This window comes from Pseudofrankia sp. EUN1h, from assembly GCF_001854645.1.
Classification (GTDB): Bacteria; Actinomycetota; Actinomycetes; order Frankiales; family Frankiaceae; genus Pseudofrankia; species Pseudofrankia saprophytica.
In genome coordinates this window covers 99,557-114,972 of sequence record NZ_MBLN01000036.1, presented here as the reverse complement: position 1 = coordinate 114,972, position 15,416 = coordinate 99,557, and the positions used below count along the sequence as shown (strand labels likewise).

15 protein-coding genes are annotated in these 15,416 nt (G+C 71.6%); 9 read left to right on the top strand and 6 right to left on the bottom strand.

What is annotated here, in order from left to right; all coding sequences use genetic code 11:
* Positions 1–79: 79 nt before the first annotated feature.
* Positions 80–718: a flavin reductase family protein gene (locus BCD49_RS08640; RefSeq protein ID WP_051466149.1), complete on the bottom strand. Its 639-nt coding sequence runs from the start codon at positions 716–718 to the stop codon at positions 80–82.
* A 216-nt stretch (positions 719–934) separates the two neighbouring features.
* Positions 935–1,528 (bottom strand): winged helix-turn-helix domain-containing protein, encoded by a 594-nt coding sequence (locus BCD49_RS08635; RefSeq protein ID WP_007517011.1) that lies wholly within the window; start codon positions 1,526–1,528, stop codon positions 935–937.
* A gap of 81 nt (positions 1,529–1,609) precedes the next feature.
* Here BCD49_RS08635 and BCD49_RS08630 point away from each other — a divergent pair, with 81 nt between their 5' ends.
* A complete protein-coding gene (locus tag BCD49_RS08630; protein WP_027140289.1) occupies positions 1,610–1,789 on the top strand; it encodes a hypothetical protein in 180 nt (59 codons plus the stop codon).
* 211 nt (positions 1,790–2,000) lie between these two features.
* Here the strand turns inward: BCD49_RS08630 and thpR are convergent, their stop codons facing one another.
* A complete protein-coding gene (gene thpR, locus BCD49_RS08625; protein ID WP_035926449.1) occupies positions 2,001–2,585 on the bottom strand; it encodes an RNA 2',3'-cyclic phosphodiesterase in 585 nt (194 codons plus the stop codon).
* A gap of 287 nt (positions 2,586–2,872) precedes the next feature.
* Here thpR and BCD49_RS08620 point away from each other — a divergent pair, with 287 nt between their 5' ends.
* Positions 2,873–3,892, top strand: a complete 1,020-nt coding sequence (locus tag BCD49_RS08620) for a Gfo/Idh/MocA family oxidoreductase (RefSeq protein WP_071041362.1) — start codon at positions 2,873–2,875, stop codon at positions 3,890–3,892.
* A gap of 81 nt (positions 3,893–3,973) precedes the next feature.
* Here the strand turns inward: BCD49_RS08620 and BCD49_RS08615 are convergent, their stop codons facing one another.
* Positions 3,974–4,384: a MarR family transcriptional regulator gene (locus BCD49_RS08615; RefSeq protein WP_241832292.1), complete on the bottom strand. Its 411-nt coding sequence runs from the start codon at positions 4,382–4,384 to the stop codon at positions 3,974–3,976.
* 259 nt (positions 4,385–4,643) lie between these two features.
* Here BCD49_RS08615 and BCD49_RS08610 point away from each other — a divergent pair, with 259 nt between their 5' ends.
* The 3 genes from BCD49_RS08610 (at position 4,644) to BCD49_RS08600 (ending at position 8,421) form a co-directional block, all read left to right on the top strand.
* Positions 4,644–5,822: a sensor histidine kinase gene (locus BCD49_RS08610; protein ID WP_071041360.1), complete on the top strand. Its 1,179-nt coding sequence runs from the start codon at positions 4,644–4,646 to the stop codon at positions 5,820–5,822.
* Positions 5,823–5,836: 14 nt separating this feature from the next.
* A complete protein-coding gene (locus tag BCD49_RS08605; RefSeq protein ID WP_007517003.1) occupies positions 5,837–6,526 on the top strand; it encodes a response regulator transcription factor in 690 nt (229 codons plus the stop codon).
* Between the two features lie 527 nt (positions 6,527–7,053).
* Entirely contained in the window at positions 7,054–8,421 is a 1,368-nt protein-coding gene (locus BCD49_RS08600; protein WP_007517001.1) for a citrate synthase, read from the top strand.
* A 340-nt stretch (positions 8,422–8,761) separates the two neighbouring features.
* Here the strand turns inward: BCD49_RS08600 and pdxH are convergent, their stop codons facing one another.
* Positions 8,762–9,631, bottom strand: coding sequence for a pyridoxamine 5'-phosphate oxidase (gene pdxH / locus BCD49_RS08595; RefSeq protein WP_007516998.1), 870 nt, complete (start codon positions 9,629–9,631; stop codon positions 8,762–8,764).
* A gap of 333 nt (positions 9,632–9,964) precedes the next feature.
* Between pdxH and BCD49_RS08590 the strand changes: the two genes are divergently transcribed.
* The 4 genes from BCD49_RS08590 (at position 9,965) to BCD49_RS08575 (ending at position 14,135) form a co-directional block, all read left to right on the top strand.
* Positions 9,965–11,062 carry a citrate synthase 2 gene (locus BCD49_RS08590; protein WP_007516996.1) on the top strand — a complete coding sequence of 366 codons (1,098 nt, stop codon included), beginning with the start codon at positions 9,965–9,967 and terminating at the stop codon, positions 11,060–11,062.
* Entirely contained in the window at positions 11,055–12,176 is a 1,122-nt protein-coding gene (serC, locus tag BCD49_RS08585) for a phosphoserine transaminase (protein ID WP_007516994.1), read from the top strand. Before BCD49_RS08590 ends, serC begins: the two co-directional genes overlap by 8 nt.
* 411 nt (positions 12,177–12,587) lie before the next feature.
* On the top strand, positions 12,588–13,364 hold the full coding sequence (locus tag BCD49_RS08580; protein ID WP_007516993.1) for a hypothetical protein: 777 nt from the start codon (positions 12,588–12,590) through the stop codon (positions 13,362–13,364).
* Positions 13,365–13,367: 3 nt separating this feature from the next.
* Positions 13,368–14,135: a L,D-transpeptidase gene (locus BCD49_RS08575; RefSeq protein ID WP_007516990.1), complete on the top strand. Its 768-nt coding sequence runs from the start codon at positions 13,368–13,370 to the stop codon at positions 14,133–14,135.
* Positions 14,136–14,836: 701 nt separating this feature from the next.
* Here the strand turns inward: BCD49_RS08575 and BCD49_RS08565 are convergent.
* Positions 14,837–15,109, bottom strand: a complete 273-nt coding sequence (locus tag BCD49_RS08565; protein WP_007516986.1) for a hypothetical protein — start codon at positions 15,107–15,109, stop codon at positions 14,837–14,839.
* Positions 15,110–15,416: the final 307 nt, after the last annotated feature.

The window sequence follows — 15,416 nt, the reverse complement described above, 5'->3', positions numbered from 1 at the left end:
CCAAGGCGGCACGACGTCAGCCAGACGATCCACAGACAGTTTTCACCCGATCAGGGTGCGCCGTCAGGCGCACGGGCTACTAACCCTCGGGAGCCGGGTCTGACCCGGGTGCCTCGTTCCGCGCGAGCGCCTCGGAGATCGTGCCGTAACGGCCGTCGTGGTACAGGAGCGGCTCGTCCGTCCGGTCGATCCGACTGTCCACCACCTCGGCGACGACGAGGTAGCTCTCGCCGGCCGCGATCCGATGCTCGATCCTCGCCCGCAGCCACACGGCCGCGTCGGACAGCACCGGCTCGCCGGTCGGCAGGGTGCGCCAGCGGACCGGCGGCGCGAACCGGTCGACGCCGCTCGTCGCGAACCGGCGCGCGATCTCCTCATGATCGGACGAGAGCAGGTGCACCACCAGCGTCTCGGCGGCCAGCATCGCGGGCGCGCTCGACGACGTGGCCGACAGCGACAACGACAGCAGCGGCGGCGCGGCCGACAGCGACGTGACCGACGTCGCGGTGAACCCCACCGGGCCGGCGGGCCCGGTCAGGGTGACGACCGCGACACCGGCCGCGTGCCGGCGGAAGACCTGCCGTAGCGCCCCCGCGTCGACGGTGGGCGCGGCCCCCGGCGCGCGGCGGCCCAGCACCACCGGCCGTGGCTCCCGGGCCGTGTCCGGCACCTCGGCCAGTGCTGGGTCGACATCCGCGAGGAAGTCCGCGTCCGTCATCGGGTGCCCCACCAGCCCTTCCCCGCCGACGGCCACGCGAGGGCGAGGCCTCGCGTGGCCGGAGGGCTCTCGGCGAACTCCGTCGACGGATTCACGTCTCTACCCAACAGTTCCCGCCGCCACCATGCAGCCAGAACTCGAGGTGATTTGGACCAGGATCACGCGGATGGGGCCGGTACGGCGGCACCGAGGCCACCGTCCCGGCCCACCGCGCCGTCAGCCGAGCCTGTCGGCCGCGGCGGGACGGTAGCGATAGCCGACCCGGCGGACGGTCTCGATCCGGAATCGGTGCTCGGTTCCGAGCTTGCGGCGCAGCCGGGTCACCAGCACGTCGACGGTGCGCCCGGCCTGGCCGGGGTCGTCGTCGACGTGGTGTCCCCAGACGTGGCGAAGCAGCGCCGCCCGTGAGTACACCCGGCCGGGGTGGCGGACCAGGAAGTCGAGCACCTCGAACTCGAGGTACGTGAGGTCCAGCAGCTCACCGTCGAGCCAGGCAGCCCAGGCGGACCGGTCGACCGTGAGCCCGCCGCGCCCGCCCGACGCCCCGGCCGGGCCGAACGGGCTGCCGCCGGCTCCCGACGTGGCCGCTGCGGCCCCGGTCACCGCGCGCACGGCGACGGGGGCGCGATGGAGCTGGCGAAGGTCGAAGCGCTCGGCGGGGCCGCCCGGCGCACCGGCCCGGGCACGTGCCCCGGCCCCGGTGGGCTCGTCCGGCGCGCCCGCCGGACGGCGGACGGTATGGATGGTCGCGAGCGCGGGCACCCGCGGCGAGGTCGGAGGCGCGGGGACGGTGGCGGGCTGCGGCGGCATGTGGATCTCCTCAGGCAGGGCGGCGCGGGACGAGCGGCGGCGTGACGATGGCTGCGCCGGTGGGGTCGGCTCGAAGCGGGGATGGCTCGAAGCTGGGACGGACCTGCGCCGGCCGGGGGCGGTGACCTCGTGCTCGCCGCCGGCTTCGTCGACGGGCGCGGCGAGGAGGTCTGGTTCGCGACCGGTCTGGCGGCGCGAGGTGGTCGGCCGCGACGCCGGGAGACCGGCGACGCGGGCGAGCGGGGAGTGGCTGGCGGCTAGGGCGACGGGGTCTTCAGCGGACCGGACAGGCCGCGGAGGCGACCCGGAGCAGGTCGATGTAGCCCCTGGTCACCAGGTAGGCCGGCTTCAGCACGAAAGCAACGGAAACACACTCGTAGCGCGGCCGCCAACGTTTTCATGATGTGTTGTAATTCACTTTTCAAGTACTTGACTGAACAAAGTGGATTTTTGACCGCTGGGCGAGGTCGAATCAGGCCCCAACCAGAGGCCACGTGGACTCGACGGTGTAGCGCGGATGAGGGCCCAGCACGCTCCTCACGAGATCGAAATGGTCGACCGTCCACGCCAGTGCCGGCAGCTCCCCGAGCGCCACCAGCGCCGGTTCCAGGTCGGCGGCGCCCGGCCCCCGCTCCCGTCCGGAGGCGGCTCGGCCGCCACCGTCCTGTCCCGGCCGCCGGTCGTCGCGCGCCCGCGCCAACGTCAGGTGCGCGCGCAGCGGCCGATCGTCGAGGCCAGCGATCCCGGCCTTGGCCGCCGCGCGCCGAACCCCGGCGGCCAACGGGGCCAACTCGCCGGTGACGCCCGCCCACAGCACCCGGTGCCCGAACCGGCCCGCCCCCGCCAGCTCCACGGCGACCGGAGGGTGGCGGTGCGCCACCCGGCCGAGCCGATCAGCCAGATCCGCGCGCGGCGCGTCGTCGACCGGGCCGAGGAACGCCAATGTCAGATGGATCCGCTCCCGGTCGACCCAGCGCAGTGCCGGCGCCACTGGCCGGGCCCGACCGACCGCCGCGACCAGCGCCTCGATCACCTCGACCGGCGGTGTGACGGCCACGAACAGCCTCGCCCCGGCCGGACGGCCCCCGGACGTCCCGGAGGTGGCGGAGGTGGCGGAGGTCATAGACGTCCGGGAGGTCACAGGAGTCGCGGAAGTCACACCCGAAGGCGGCGCTTCCCGGGCGAGGCCCCGCCCGGCCGCGGTCGGCTCAGCGGACATCGCGTCCTCCTTGGTCCTCACCCCGGCCGCCAGCGGCCGAAGCGCCCTGCCGCCGCGGGATTCGCCGGCATGGCTCGCGCGGAGCGGCCTTCACCGGGCGCCGGGCAGGGGCACTATCTCTAGCCATGACCACCGTGCCTGAGCTTGTCGGCCCGCGCGACCCGATGGTCGCGCGGGCCTGGCGGGAGCGACAGCGCGCCGCGCGGCGCCTGGCGGACCCCGCGCGGCTGYCGGTCGTCACCGCGCTGGTCACCGACGGTTCGGAGCGCGCGACCGCCGCGCTGCTGCGGGAGGCCGGGCTGGAGGTGGTCGGGCTGCTCGCGCCCGAGCCGCTGGAGTCGCTGGCCTGGGCGGCGGACATCGAGGCGCCGCGGGCCTACGCCGACCTGGTCGCGCTGCTGTCGGACGACATCGAGGCCGTGTGCATCGAGCTGGCGCCGCCGGCTTCGGATCTGATCGCCCAGCGAGCCGCCGAGGCGGGGCTGCACGTGCTGATGGTGCGCGCGGTGACCGATGACCCCGCCGCGCTGCGCGCCGTGGCCGACGTCGCCGAGGACGCGGACCTCGCCCATGTCGTCGCCTTCGACGACCGGGCATGGCCGGCCGCCTGGCACGTGCAGGAATCGGTGCCCACGCTCGGCCGCCTCACCCAGATGACGGTGGTGGGTGCGCCGTCCGGGCCGCTGGGCCGGGCGGAGATCCTCGATCTCACGGTCCGCTGGTGCGGCGACGTGCTGGCCGTGTGCGCCGATCCGGAGGTCATGCCGGCGCGCCGGCTCACGGAGACCGCGCCCGTCACCCTCGCGCTCCTGACCGCGAGCGGCGCGACGGTCCTGGTGCACGAGCAGATGGGCGGGACGCTCGACGAGGCGACGTTCACGCTGTGTGGAGAGCGGGGGCGGATCGTCGTCGAGGGCCGCCGGGTCCGGCTGGCCGACCACGACGGAGTGCGCACCGTCTGGACACCCGCCCCGGCCTCCGACCGTCCAGGCCTGGTCGAGGCGGCCTACGACCTGGTGCGCGCGGTCGAGCTGGGCGACCCCGCGATGGTCCGCGGCGCCACCGTGCACGACCTGCTGACCGTCACCAGGCTGCGAGACGCCGCGCGCCGCTCGCGGGACAGCGGCGGCTGGGTCGAGCTGTGACGGCCGCCAGGCCGGGCGCCGGGGCGGTGGGGGGAACACCGGCACGGCGGGGGCGCCACCGAGGGTCGGAACCGGCGAGGGTCAGGACCCGGCGAGGCGTTCGAGGATGGGAGCCGCGCGGCCGAGCGCGGCGATGTCGTCATCGGACAGCTGGGTCAGGCGCTCGGCCAGCCACTCGTCCCGCCGGCGCCGGTCGGACTCGAGCAGGGCGCGGCCGGCCGCGGTGATCTCCGCGATGACCTGACGGCCGTCGGTGGGATGCGCGGACCGCGCGGCCAGGCCGGCGTCCGCGAGATAGGTGATGACCCTGGTCATCGACGGCGGCTGCACCCGCTCGTGCGCGGCGATCTCGCCGAGCGTCATCGGGCCGTGCCGCTCGAGCGTGGCGAGCGCGRCGATCTGCGTCGGCGAGAGGCTGCTGGAACGCTCCTGACGCATCCGTCGGGACAGCCGCATGACGGACAAGCGCAACGCCGACGCGAGTTCGGGCATCGCCGCGGTCTCCATCGTCCGACGGTACTCGTTAGCGAAGCTCAGGATGTACCGGGCCCCCTCGCGGGCCCGGCGGAAGGGACCATCGGCGAGCTCTCGCCCGGACGACCCTTCGGAAGCCACCGCTCGGGCGACGTAAGACCACCAACGGGCGGATCTGGACGACGAGGTAGGTGGTTACCCCCATCCTGGCGCCGAGGCTGTGACGGACCGTGTCAGGCTTATGACATGGCTCCTCAGCATCGGAGGGTGTGCTGACATGGCGTGGTCTCTGGTCTCGCCACCGAGTGACGGGCAGATACGCACGAGCAGGTCCGAGTGCCGCTTCCTGGCCCCGGTGATGCTCGTGCTGGCGACGGCCTGCCTCCTCACCACGCTGTTCKGGATGGCGCCGGGGGGCCGCRTATACCTTCCGACGGTCCTCGCGTTGCTCRCGATCCCCGGATCGTTCGCCGCCGCGGCGGTGCGCTGCCGGCTGGCCCGCRAACGGACCACGCTGCTGCTGGCGTCACTGCCGGTGCCGCCGTCGCTGGCGGACGTCAGGAGAGTGCTGCGGACGGCGCTGGGTGACCCGACGGGCGAGATCCATCTGTGGGTCGAGGACGACAAGCGCTACATCGTCGCGAACGGCGCGCCGGCTGATCCCCCGGACCCCGCCAAGGGCATCGTCCGATTCCCGTTGCGCGACCGTGACGGCCGCCCCCTCGCGGTGGTCGTCCTGAACGCCCGGCAGGGCGGACCCCGGGACTTCGTCGACGTGACGGTGAAGGCGCTCGCGGTCGCGTTGGAGAACGTCCGGCTGAAGGCGACCGCCGACGCCCGTCTCGAACAGATCGTCGCCTCGTCCGCCCGCGCCAACGCGGCCGCCTACGAGGCCCGCCGCCGCCTCGAACGCGATCTCCACGACGGGGCCCAGCAACGGCTCCTGGCGCTGGGTACCCGCCTCGGCGTCGCCCGCCACACCACGACCGAGCCCGAAACCCTCGCCGCCCTGGACGCCGCCCGCGGCGACCTCGCCGCCGCCCTCGCCGAGCTGCGCACCCTCGCCCGCGGCCTCTACCCCGCCCTCCTCGCCGGCGGCGGTCTCGCCCCCGCGCTCGAGGCCGTCGCGGACGCGCTTCCCCTCGCGATCACCATCACCGCCCCAGACGAACGTCTCGCCCCCGCCATCGAGGCCAGCGCGTATTACACCGCCTGCGAGGCGCTCACCAACGCCGTCAAGCACGCCCAGGCCACCGCCGCCGCCGTCACGATCACCTGTACCCCCCTCACCCTCACCCTCACCGTCACCGACAACGGCCAGGGCGGCGCGCGGGCCACGCCGGACGGCGGCCTCGCCGGGCTGAGCGACCGGCTCCACGCGCTGGGTGGCCGTCTGACCATCAGCAGCCCGCCGGGCAGCGGCACGACGCTCACCGCGGCCATCCCGATCACCTGAGCGACGGGGTTCTCATGCGGGTAGCCGTCGCCGACGACTCGGCCCTCTTTCGCGACGGCCTGGTCCTCCTCCTGCGCCGCGTCGGCGTCGAGGTGACGGTCGCCGCCGGGACAGCCGAGGCGCTGCTGGCCGCCGTCGCCACCGATCCCCCGGACGCGGTGATCCTCGACATCCGGATGCCACCGACCTTCGTCGACGAGGGCGTGCGGGCCGCCGAGAGGCTGCGCGCGACCCACCCGGAGATCGGCGTGGTGGTGCTGTCGACGTATGCCGAGGCACCGCACGCCGTGCGGCTGCTCGGCGACGGCTCCGGCGGGGTGGGCTACCTGCTCAAGGACCGGGTCGACGACGTCGACACGCTGCTGGACGCGTTGCGCCGGGTCGCGTCGGGCCGGCTGGTTGTGGACGAGCAGATCGTCGCCCCGCTGCTCGAGCATCGCCGCCAGGCGAGCTCGCTGGCCCGGCTGACCGCCCGAGAGCGGACCGTGCTGCGCCACATGGCGGAGGGACGGTCGAACCAGGGCATCGGCGCCGTGCTGCACCTCTCTCCGAAGACCGTGGAGAACCACGTCGCGAGCGTGCTGGCGAAGTTGGATCTTCAGGTCACCGCGGACGACAACCGCCGGATCCTGGCGGTGCTGGCCTGGCTACGCGACCGGGCGGACGACGATCCGTCCGCCGTTCCACTGCCCAGCCAGGGCTGACCGCCTCGGCGCGCTGGGCCCGACCGTTCGTCGAGCTCGACCGGGGCCAGATGGTCTCGTTCGGTGCGTTTTAAACTACTCTACGTAATTTCAAATATCGGCAAATAGACTCTTTTGCCGTCCTCTCGAAGCGATGCCAAGGGCAGTGGGGACCGGGCGGGCAATCCGGTACTACGGGCACACGCCAGGCGATACCTGATACACAACGCGTTCCCACCAATAACGATCGAGAGCTACCGGAACCAAGGTCGACGAGCGTTACGACCACGAATTGTGGCTAGCTCAGGGCGCTACGCATGGCTGTGGCGACGCAGCAGACCAACCCGGCTACGCGGGACGGACCGGGTGGCGCAACCCACGTCGGATGTTCCACTCCGATCACGCGCATGTGGCGCGCCGAGCGGCCAGACTTGGGAGTAACGAACTGCCAGCAAACCGGCGCGAGGGCTTCCGTTACCCGGACTCGTGGCGCCGGCGTCGTGCCAGCCCGTCGACCGACTGCGCTGCCACAGCGAGAGGAGCCCGGCGTGTCCGAGCAGGTCAGCACCCTGACCGTGACCGACAACCGCACCGGTCGTAGCTACGAGATTCCGATTAAAGACGGCGCCGTGCCCGCGGCCGACTTTCGCAAGATCAAGGTCGACGACGCCGACTTCGGGCTGATGACCTACGACCCTGCGTTCACCAACACGGCGAGCTGTCGCAGCGCCATCACGTTCATCGACGGCGACGCCGGCATCCTGCGGTACCGCGGCTACCCAATCCAGGACGTCGCGGAGAAGAGCAGCTTCCTGGAGGTCGCCTACCTCCTGCTCGCGGGAGAGTTGCCGACCAAGGACGAACTGTTCACCTGGGAAGACGAGATCACGCACCACACCCTGGTGCACGAGTCGATCAAGAAGTTCATCGACGGCTTCCACCATGACGCCCATCCGATGGGCATGCTGGTCTCGTCCGTGGGCGCACTGTCGACCTTCTACCCGGACGCCAAGAAGATCAAGGATCCGGGGCTGCGCCGGCTGCAGATCGTCCGGCTGATCGCGAAGATCACCACGCTCGCGGCGTACTCCTACCGGCACTCCGTCGGGTTCCCGTACGTCTACCCGGACAACGACCTGTCGTACGCCGGCAACTTCCTCAACATGATGTGGAAGGCGACGGAGCTCAAGTACGACCCGGACCCGGTCCTCGAGCACGCCCTCGACGTGCTGTTCATCCTGCACGCGGACCACGAGCAGAACTGCTCCGCGAACGCGATGCGCGCCGTCGGCAGCTCCGAGGCCGACCCCTTCTCGGCCGCCGCCGCGGCGATCGCCGCGCTCTACGGCCCGCTGCACGGCGGCGCCAACGAGCAGGTGCTGCGGATGCTGCGCGAGATCGGCTCGCCGGAGAACATCCCGGGCTTCATCGCGCAGGTGAAGGACGGCAAGAAGAAGTTGATGGGCTTCGGCCACCGGATCTACAAGAACTACGACCCGCGCGCCCGGGTGATCCGCCAGATCGCCGACGAGGTGTTCAAGGTCACCGGCACGAACCCGCTGCTGGACCTGGCGATGGAGCTGGAGCGGATCGCGCTCGAGGACGACTACTTCATCAGCCGCAAGCTCTACCCGAACGTCGACTTCTACACCGGGATCATCTACCAGGCGATGGGCTTCCCGGTGGAGATGTTCCCGGTGCTGTTCGCGATCGGCCGGATGCCGGGCTGGCTCGCCCAGTGGGAGGAGGGCCTGCTCGACCCCGAGCAGAAGATCGCCCGCCCGCGCCAGCTCTACGTCGGCTACGACGAGCGCTCCTACGTCCCGATGTCGACCCGCTCCGCCGCCCAGGACGCGGACGTGGACGCCATCGCCGCCCAGGCCGCCCAGGCCGCCCCGGAGCGCCCGCTGCGCTAGGCCCCCGCACCCACCCGGCGCAGGCCTTCGGCTGAGCGACTGACCCGCAAGACCCGCAAGACCCGCAAGAAACCCCGGCTCGACCCGAGCCGGGGTTTCTTCGTCTCCGCCGGCCAACCATGATCGCCAGATGTGTACCGGGATCCGAATGCCCAAGCCCCGCCAGTTCGGATTTCGATACACATCTGGCGATCAAGCCCGCTGGCGGCTCTGGTTGGGCCGTCCTCCAGCACGTGACCGGTCGCCCTGGTCAGCCGCTCGGGCTGGAGCGGTCATCGTCAGTCGCGCAGCCGGGAACGGACCTCGGCCATGGCGGCGGGGCACACGTGCCCATTCCGGGTCAGGGTGCGAGCCGCTCGACTGTCCACCATTCCTCGCTGTCCACCTTGGTCGACCTCCCCTCACTGTCGTCCGCTGCCACCGCGCTGGCCGGCCTACCGGTAAGTGGGGCCGTGCGGCGGTAGCGGAGGCGGTCGTGCAGGCGGTCGGGGCGGCCCTGCCAGAACTCGACGGTCTCCGGGACCACGAGCAGCCCGCCCCAGAACGGCGGGACCGGGATCGACGTCCCGGGCGGCCAGCGCTCGACGAGCTCCGCGTCGCGGCGCTCGAGCTCCTCCCGGGACGAGAGCACCGCCGACTGGTGGCTGGCCCAGGCGCCCAACTGGCTGCCCCGGGGGCGAGAGTGGAAGTACTCGGCAGAACGTTGCACCGACACTCGCTCCACGGTCCCCACCACGATCACCTGGCGTTCCAGCGAGTACCAGGGGAAGACCAGGCTGCCGTGCGGGTTGGCGGCGCTTTCCCGACCTTTGCGGGACGTGTAGTTGGTAAAGAGGAGGAATCCCTCGGCGCCGAACCCCTTCAGCAGGACCGTACGGGCGCTCGGCCGGCCGGCCGCGTCGGCGGTGGCGAAGACCATGGCGTTCGGCTCGAGCACCCCGGAGCCAGGCGCGGCGGCGTCGGCGAACCAGTGCGCGAACTGCTCCAGCCAGGTCGACGCCAGGTCGCTCTCGTCAAGCCGTCCACCGCCATAACCGCGGCGCACCGCGGCGAGGTCGGCGCCGAGCTGGGCGTCGGCCTCCGCCGGGACCCGAGCGAGGCGGGCGGGTCCGGGATGGACCTGACCGGAGTGGGCGTAGTCAGAGCGGGGCAGGTCCGATGGTGACGAAGCAGACCGTGGCCGGGTGGGCTCGGGCTCGGGGGCGGCCATGGGCCGATCCTGGCATCGCTCGCGGGGCCACGGGGAACCGGAGCTCCCGGTAGAGAGYGGCGGTCTCGCGGCAGTAAAGGCCGCCGGCGGAACCAGTACGCCGTTCTCTCCGTAACACGCAGGTTTCACCTGCCTGACCGCTTCGCGGGATGTGAAGTACGACACCTCCCCGTCACTGGGGGTTTCCCTGCGGCCCCGGACAGGACGATCGTCCCCTGCCAGGGGTTGGATGGTCGGCGGGGCCTGTTCGTGGCGTCGCCGGGCCCCGGGCGGCAGGATGCTCGCCGCGGGGGACGCAATCACTGCGATACATAGAGCGGAGATCCGGACTCGATGGCCGAGAAGACAAGCGATTTCAAGCCCGGTCTGGAAGGCGTGATCGCCTTTGAGACCGAGATCGCCGAGCCGGACAAGGAAGGCAGCGCGCTGCGCTATCGCGGCGTCGACATCGAGGATCTCGTCGGCAAGGTCGACTACGGCCATGTGTGGGGCCTCCTGGTCGACGGCTCCTTCGAGCCTGGCCTGCCGCCGGCCGAGCCTTTCCCGGTGCCGGTGCACTCCGGCGACATAAGAGTCGACGTGCAGAGCGCGTTGGCCATGCTCGCCCCCTACTGGGGCTTCGGCCAGCTGATCGACATCCCGGACGAGCAGGCTCGCCAGGACCTCGCCCGGTCCTCCGTGATGGCGCTGTCGTTCGTCGCGCAGTCCGCCCGCGGCCTCGGCCAGCCGGCGGTGCCGCAGACCGAGGTCGACAGGGCACGCACGATCACCGAACGGTTCATGATCCGCTGGCGTGGCGAGCCGGACCCCAAGCACGTCCAGGCCGTCGACGCGTACTGGGTGTCGGCCGCCGAGCATGGCATGAACGCGTCGACGTTCACCGCCCGCGTGGTCGCCTCCACCGGCGCTGACTGCGCGGCGGCGCTGTCCGCCGCGGTCGGCGCGCTGTCCGGCCCGCTGCACGGCGGCGCGCCGTCCCGGGTGCTCGCCATGCTCGACGAGGTGGAACGCACCGGCGACCCGGTCGGCTACGTGAAGCGCGCGCTGGACAACCACGAGCGGCTGATGGGTTTCGGCCACCGGGTGTACCGGGCCGAGGACCCGCGTGCCCGGGTACTGCGGCGCACCGCCCGCGACCTTGGCTCGCCCCGCTACGAGGTCGCCGAGGCGCTGGAGGCGGCGGCGATCGAGGAGCTCACCAACCGCTACCCAGACCGGCCGCTGCGCACGAACGTCGAGTTCTGGTCGGCCGTGGTACTCGACTTCGCCGAGGTGCCGGCGCATATGTTCACGTCCATGTTCACCTGTGCCCGGACCGCGGGCTGGAGCGCGCATGTGATGGAACAGAAGCGCACCGGCCGGCTCATTCGGCCGTCCGCGCGCTACGTCGGTCCGGCGCCGCGGCCCCTGGGGGATGTAGCCAGTGCCTGATACCGACATCGTTCTTCCCGACGAGCTGCGGCCGGTCGACGGCCGGTTCGGCTGCGGCCCGTCGAAGATCCGTCCGGAGGCGGTCGCGGCGCTGGCCGCGAGCGGAACCGGGCTGCTCGGCACCTCGCACCGGCAGAAGCCGGTGAAGAACCTGGTCGGACGGGTTCGCTCCGGGCTCGGCCAGCTGTTCTCGCTGCCGGATGGCTACGAGGTCGTGCTCGGCGTCGGCGGGTCCACGGCGTTCTGGGACGCCGCGGCGTTCAACCTGGTCCGTGAGCGCGCACAGCACCTCGTGTTCGGCGAGTTCGGCGGCAAGTTCGCGGACACGACCAAGGGCGCCCCGTTCCTGGGTGAGCCCTCGGTGGTGAAGTCCGCGCCGGGCACCCACCCGGACTGGTCGCCGCTGGCGGGCGTCGACGTGTACGCCACGCCGCACAACGAGACGTCCACCGGTGTCGCCAAGCGGGTGCGCCGGCCGGTCGGTGCCGACGAGGGCGCGCTCCACCTGGTCGACGCCACCTCCGGCGCGGGCGGCCTGCCGGTCGACGTGTCCGAGACGGACGTCTACTACTTCGCGCCGCAGAAGTGCTTCGGCTCGGACGGTGGCCTGTTCGTGGCGCTGATGTCGCCGGCGGCGCAGGCGAGGCTCGCCGAGATCAGGGCGACGGACCGGTGGATCCCGCCGTTCCTGGACCTGACCACCGCGTTGGACAACTCCACCAAGGACCAGACGTACAACACCCCGGCGGTGGCGACGCTGTTCCTGTTCGCCGAGCAGCTCGACTGGATGCTCGGGCAGGGTGGGCTGGACTGGTGCGTGTCCCGGACCGCCGAGTCGAGCTCGATCCTTTACACCTGGGCCGAGAAGACCCCTTACACGGTGCCGTTCGTGACCGACCCGGCGCATCGCTCGCAGGTGGTCGTCACGATCGACTTCGACGGAGTGGACGCGGCGGCGGTCGCGAAGGTGTTGCGGGCGAATGGCGTCGTCGACGTCGAGCCATACCGCAAGCTCGGCCGCAACCAGCTGCGGATCGCGTGTTTCCCGGCGGTCGACCCGGCCGACGTGGAGGCGCTCACCGGCGCGGTCGAGTTCGTGGTCGAGCACCTGTAGCCGCCACGCGACGCTCGACAGAACGGCCGGTCCGGTCCTCCTTCGGGAGGCGGACCGGCCGTTTCGCGTAGGTGCGGGGGTGGCTCGGCTTACGGGACGCACAGGTCGCCCGCCGGACCAGGCGGGCTGTGACCTGCCTGGCGCACTCCGGCGTGGGGTCGGCGGGGCCCGCCGCGAGATTGTCACTCAATGGCAAAACTCGCCCTTAGTGGTGGGACAAGCTTCCTACGTGGAAACCGACACCCAACGGCAGCGCTAGATCGTAACCCTACCTGTGTATCCGCTATGCCTTGTTGGTACCGTTCCTGACCGGTACCGGTGCGCGCGCAGGGGAAGTGCCCCCGTCGGCTCGGRCCAACTAGCCCTCGTGGGTGGCAACCGCGCGGGCCGGTCTGCGAGGGAGACGGATTCATGCGTAAATCCAGAATGCGGGCCGTCGTGGCCGGCACTATCGGCGCGGCGGTGATCGCCGTGGGTGCTCCGGCGTGGGCGGCTTCCCCCTCGCCGAGTGCCAGCCCCGAAGCGGCCTCCAGCCCGTCGGCCAGCCCCACGGCCACGGCGACTCCCGTGACGAACGGCCTCGGCGTKACCATCAGCCCGCCCGCGGTCATCCCGCCCGGCGCCACGGCCACGGCCACCTCGACGGAGACGCCGACGCCGACGCCCGAGGCCGGCCTGACCAGCACCGCGGTGACGTCGGCGAGCCCGACGGCCACCGGCACACCCGGAGTGATCGTCGTCCCGGGCTTCGGTGAGATCGACTTCAAGAAGGGCTGCGACACCTTCAACTCCTTCTCGCCGATCAAGGTCCCCTGCGACAAGGAGATCAACGGCATCGAGGACTTCGAGGTCAACCCGCTGCTCATCACCGCCACCTGCGGCCCGAACGGCCCGGACTGGACGATCAAGAACACCGGCGCCAAGGCACTCGGCTTCGGCTGGTTCGACATCAACCTCGGCGGCGGCATCTCGACGATCGCGCCGGGCGAGACCCAGAAGCTCAACACCCACTCGAAAGCCGTGATCGCCTCGCCATGGGACGCGGCGACCAACGTCCTGCTGGTCGCGATCCCCGCCGTCGGCTTCTCTACCTGCCCCGGCGCCCCGGCCCTCCCTGCCGTTCCGGTCAGCCTGCCGACCGCCCCGCCCGCCGCTGCTGTCCCCGGCATCCCGCACTTCACCGGCTGATCCATGCGGTTCTCCGGCAAGATCGCTCGCGCCGCGGTGATGGCGGCTCTGGTCGCCGTCGCCGCGGCCGGCTGTGGGGGTGGCGGCACCCCGGAAGCCACCCCCACCCAGATGCCGGACCCGGTGAAGACCCAGCTGGCCGCCGTGGCCGGGGTCGGCGTGGACAGCACGATCCTCACCGCGACCGGTAACTCGGTCGCGGTGTACCCGGCGCCCGGGGCACCCGGCGCCGCCGCGACTCCGAAGCTACGGCTGGCCAACCCGAATCAGGACGGCGCGAAGCTCGTCCTCCTCGTCACGGCCAAGATGCCGGGCTGGTGGCAGGTCCTGCTGCCGGTCCAGCCGAACGGCTCGACCGGCTGGGTCAAGGCCGAGCAGGTGGCCGCGAGCAGCACTCCGTACCGGATCGTGGTGTCCCGCGGCCAGCACACCCTCACGCTCTACAAGTCGGGCGCCTCGATCGCTGTGGAGAAGGTCGCGATCGGGACCTCGGACACTCCGACGCCGGGTGGCCAGTTCTACCTGGCGGAGCTGCTCAAGCCACCGAACCCGAGCGGTCCGTATGGTCCGTACGCATTCGGCCTCAGCGGCTTCTCCACGACCCTCGACTCCTTCGAGGGCCAGGATCCGGTGATCGGCATCCATGGCACCAACCAGCCGCAGCTGCTCGGCCAGGACGTCTCCCACGGGTGCATCCGGCTCAGCAACGACGCCATCACTCGCCTGGCGGGAACCGTGCCGACCGGCACCCCGGTCGACATCATCGCCTAAGACGCTCGAGGGGCGCCACGGTGACCTGTGCGGTTCGTCGGATGCTGGTCGGGCACGACGCAAGACACGCGGGCTGTCGGCCATCTGACAGCTCGGGAAGTCGAAATCCGGTGGTCAGTCGGCCGCCGGATGCCTGAACCTTGGCAGGACGGTCCCGGCCGACCTATTCAAAAAGGGCGCGTAAGCCCGGCCTAGCTGGGTAGGGGCCCATAACGTTGCCGGTCAGGCCTCGAAGTCGCGGCTTGGACCGGCGACAGTTAGAGAGCAGGACGTCGAGACTAGGCGGAGGTGATGGGGATCCCTCCGCCGTTGGGACCACAGACGTGTGGAGTAGGAGGGCTCTACTCGTCAAGGACGGTCCCGCCCGGCCGCGGTCGCGCCGACCCTACGCTCGGAGGGGGGCGTATGGAGGCGCGACCGCGATCGGGGTATCCCGTCTCCCATCCCGYTGACCCACCAACCACTGGCCGACCAACCGCCGCTGGCTGACCAGCGGCCGGCGCCGGCCCCGGGTAGCACCCGTCAGGCCGCTCGCGGCGCCCGTCAGGCCGCTCGGCGCGGGGTCGCCCGCGGAGACGGCCGGTTCCTTGCCCCGGACGTCCACGGCGGTCGCCATCGGTGGCGCCAACCGCCGGGTCTCCTTCACCGCAGCCGATCGGCCGATCATCAGCGTCCCGCCGATGAGGGTCCACAAGGGCCGCTCAGGCCCGGTCACCACGGATGATGTTGAGGTGGGGCCGGTGGGCGTCCGGCTTGGAGGTGGAACCGGTCTTCTCGGCGGCCGAACGGTAGCGGTCGAAGGCAGCCTGAGCACGGCTTTCCAGGTCATCGACGAGCTCGAGCTGAGCACGGACCCGCCGCTCGCCCGCCGGTCCGGCGGCAAGCAGATCCGACAGGCAGTGGTCCACCGCCCGCCGCGCCGCCAGCCACCCAAGAAGCAGGCGGGAACGGTCCATGTCCGATATCTCGTCCACCGAGAGTTATCCCTCCGGATTGCTGACTGCTCGCTCCGGTCGCGTCTCCTGCCTCGCCTGGCGGTGCGACGTGTGTCGGCGCCGTCTCGGCGCCCGCGCTGGTGCCCACTCCCAGAGTGCCGCAGTTAGGCCGACGACGCTCGACAGTTCGACGAAACCGCCCATCACACCGATCTGCCAACTCGGCCTTGCCGCTGGCCAGCATCTCCAGCCCCACCCGGCCAGGCTGACGGACCCCCAGCCTCTGGGCCGACCTCGCCGCTGACCTGCCGGATCCGTTCCGCCGATCCGGCGCCGCGAGGTGGCA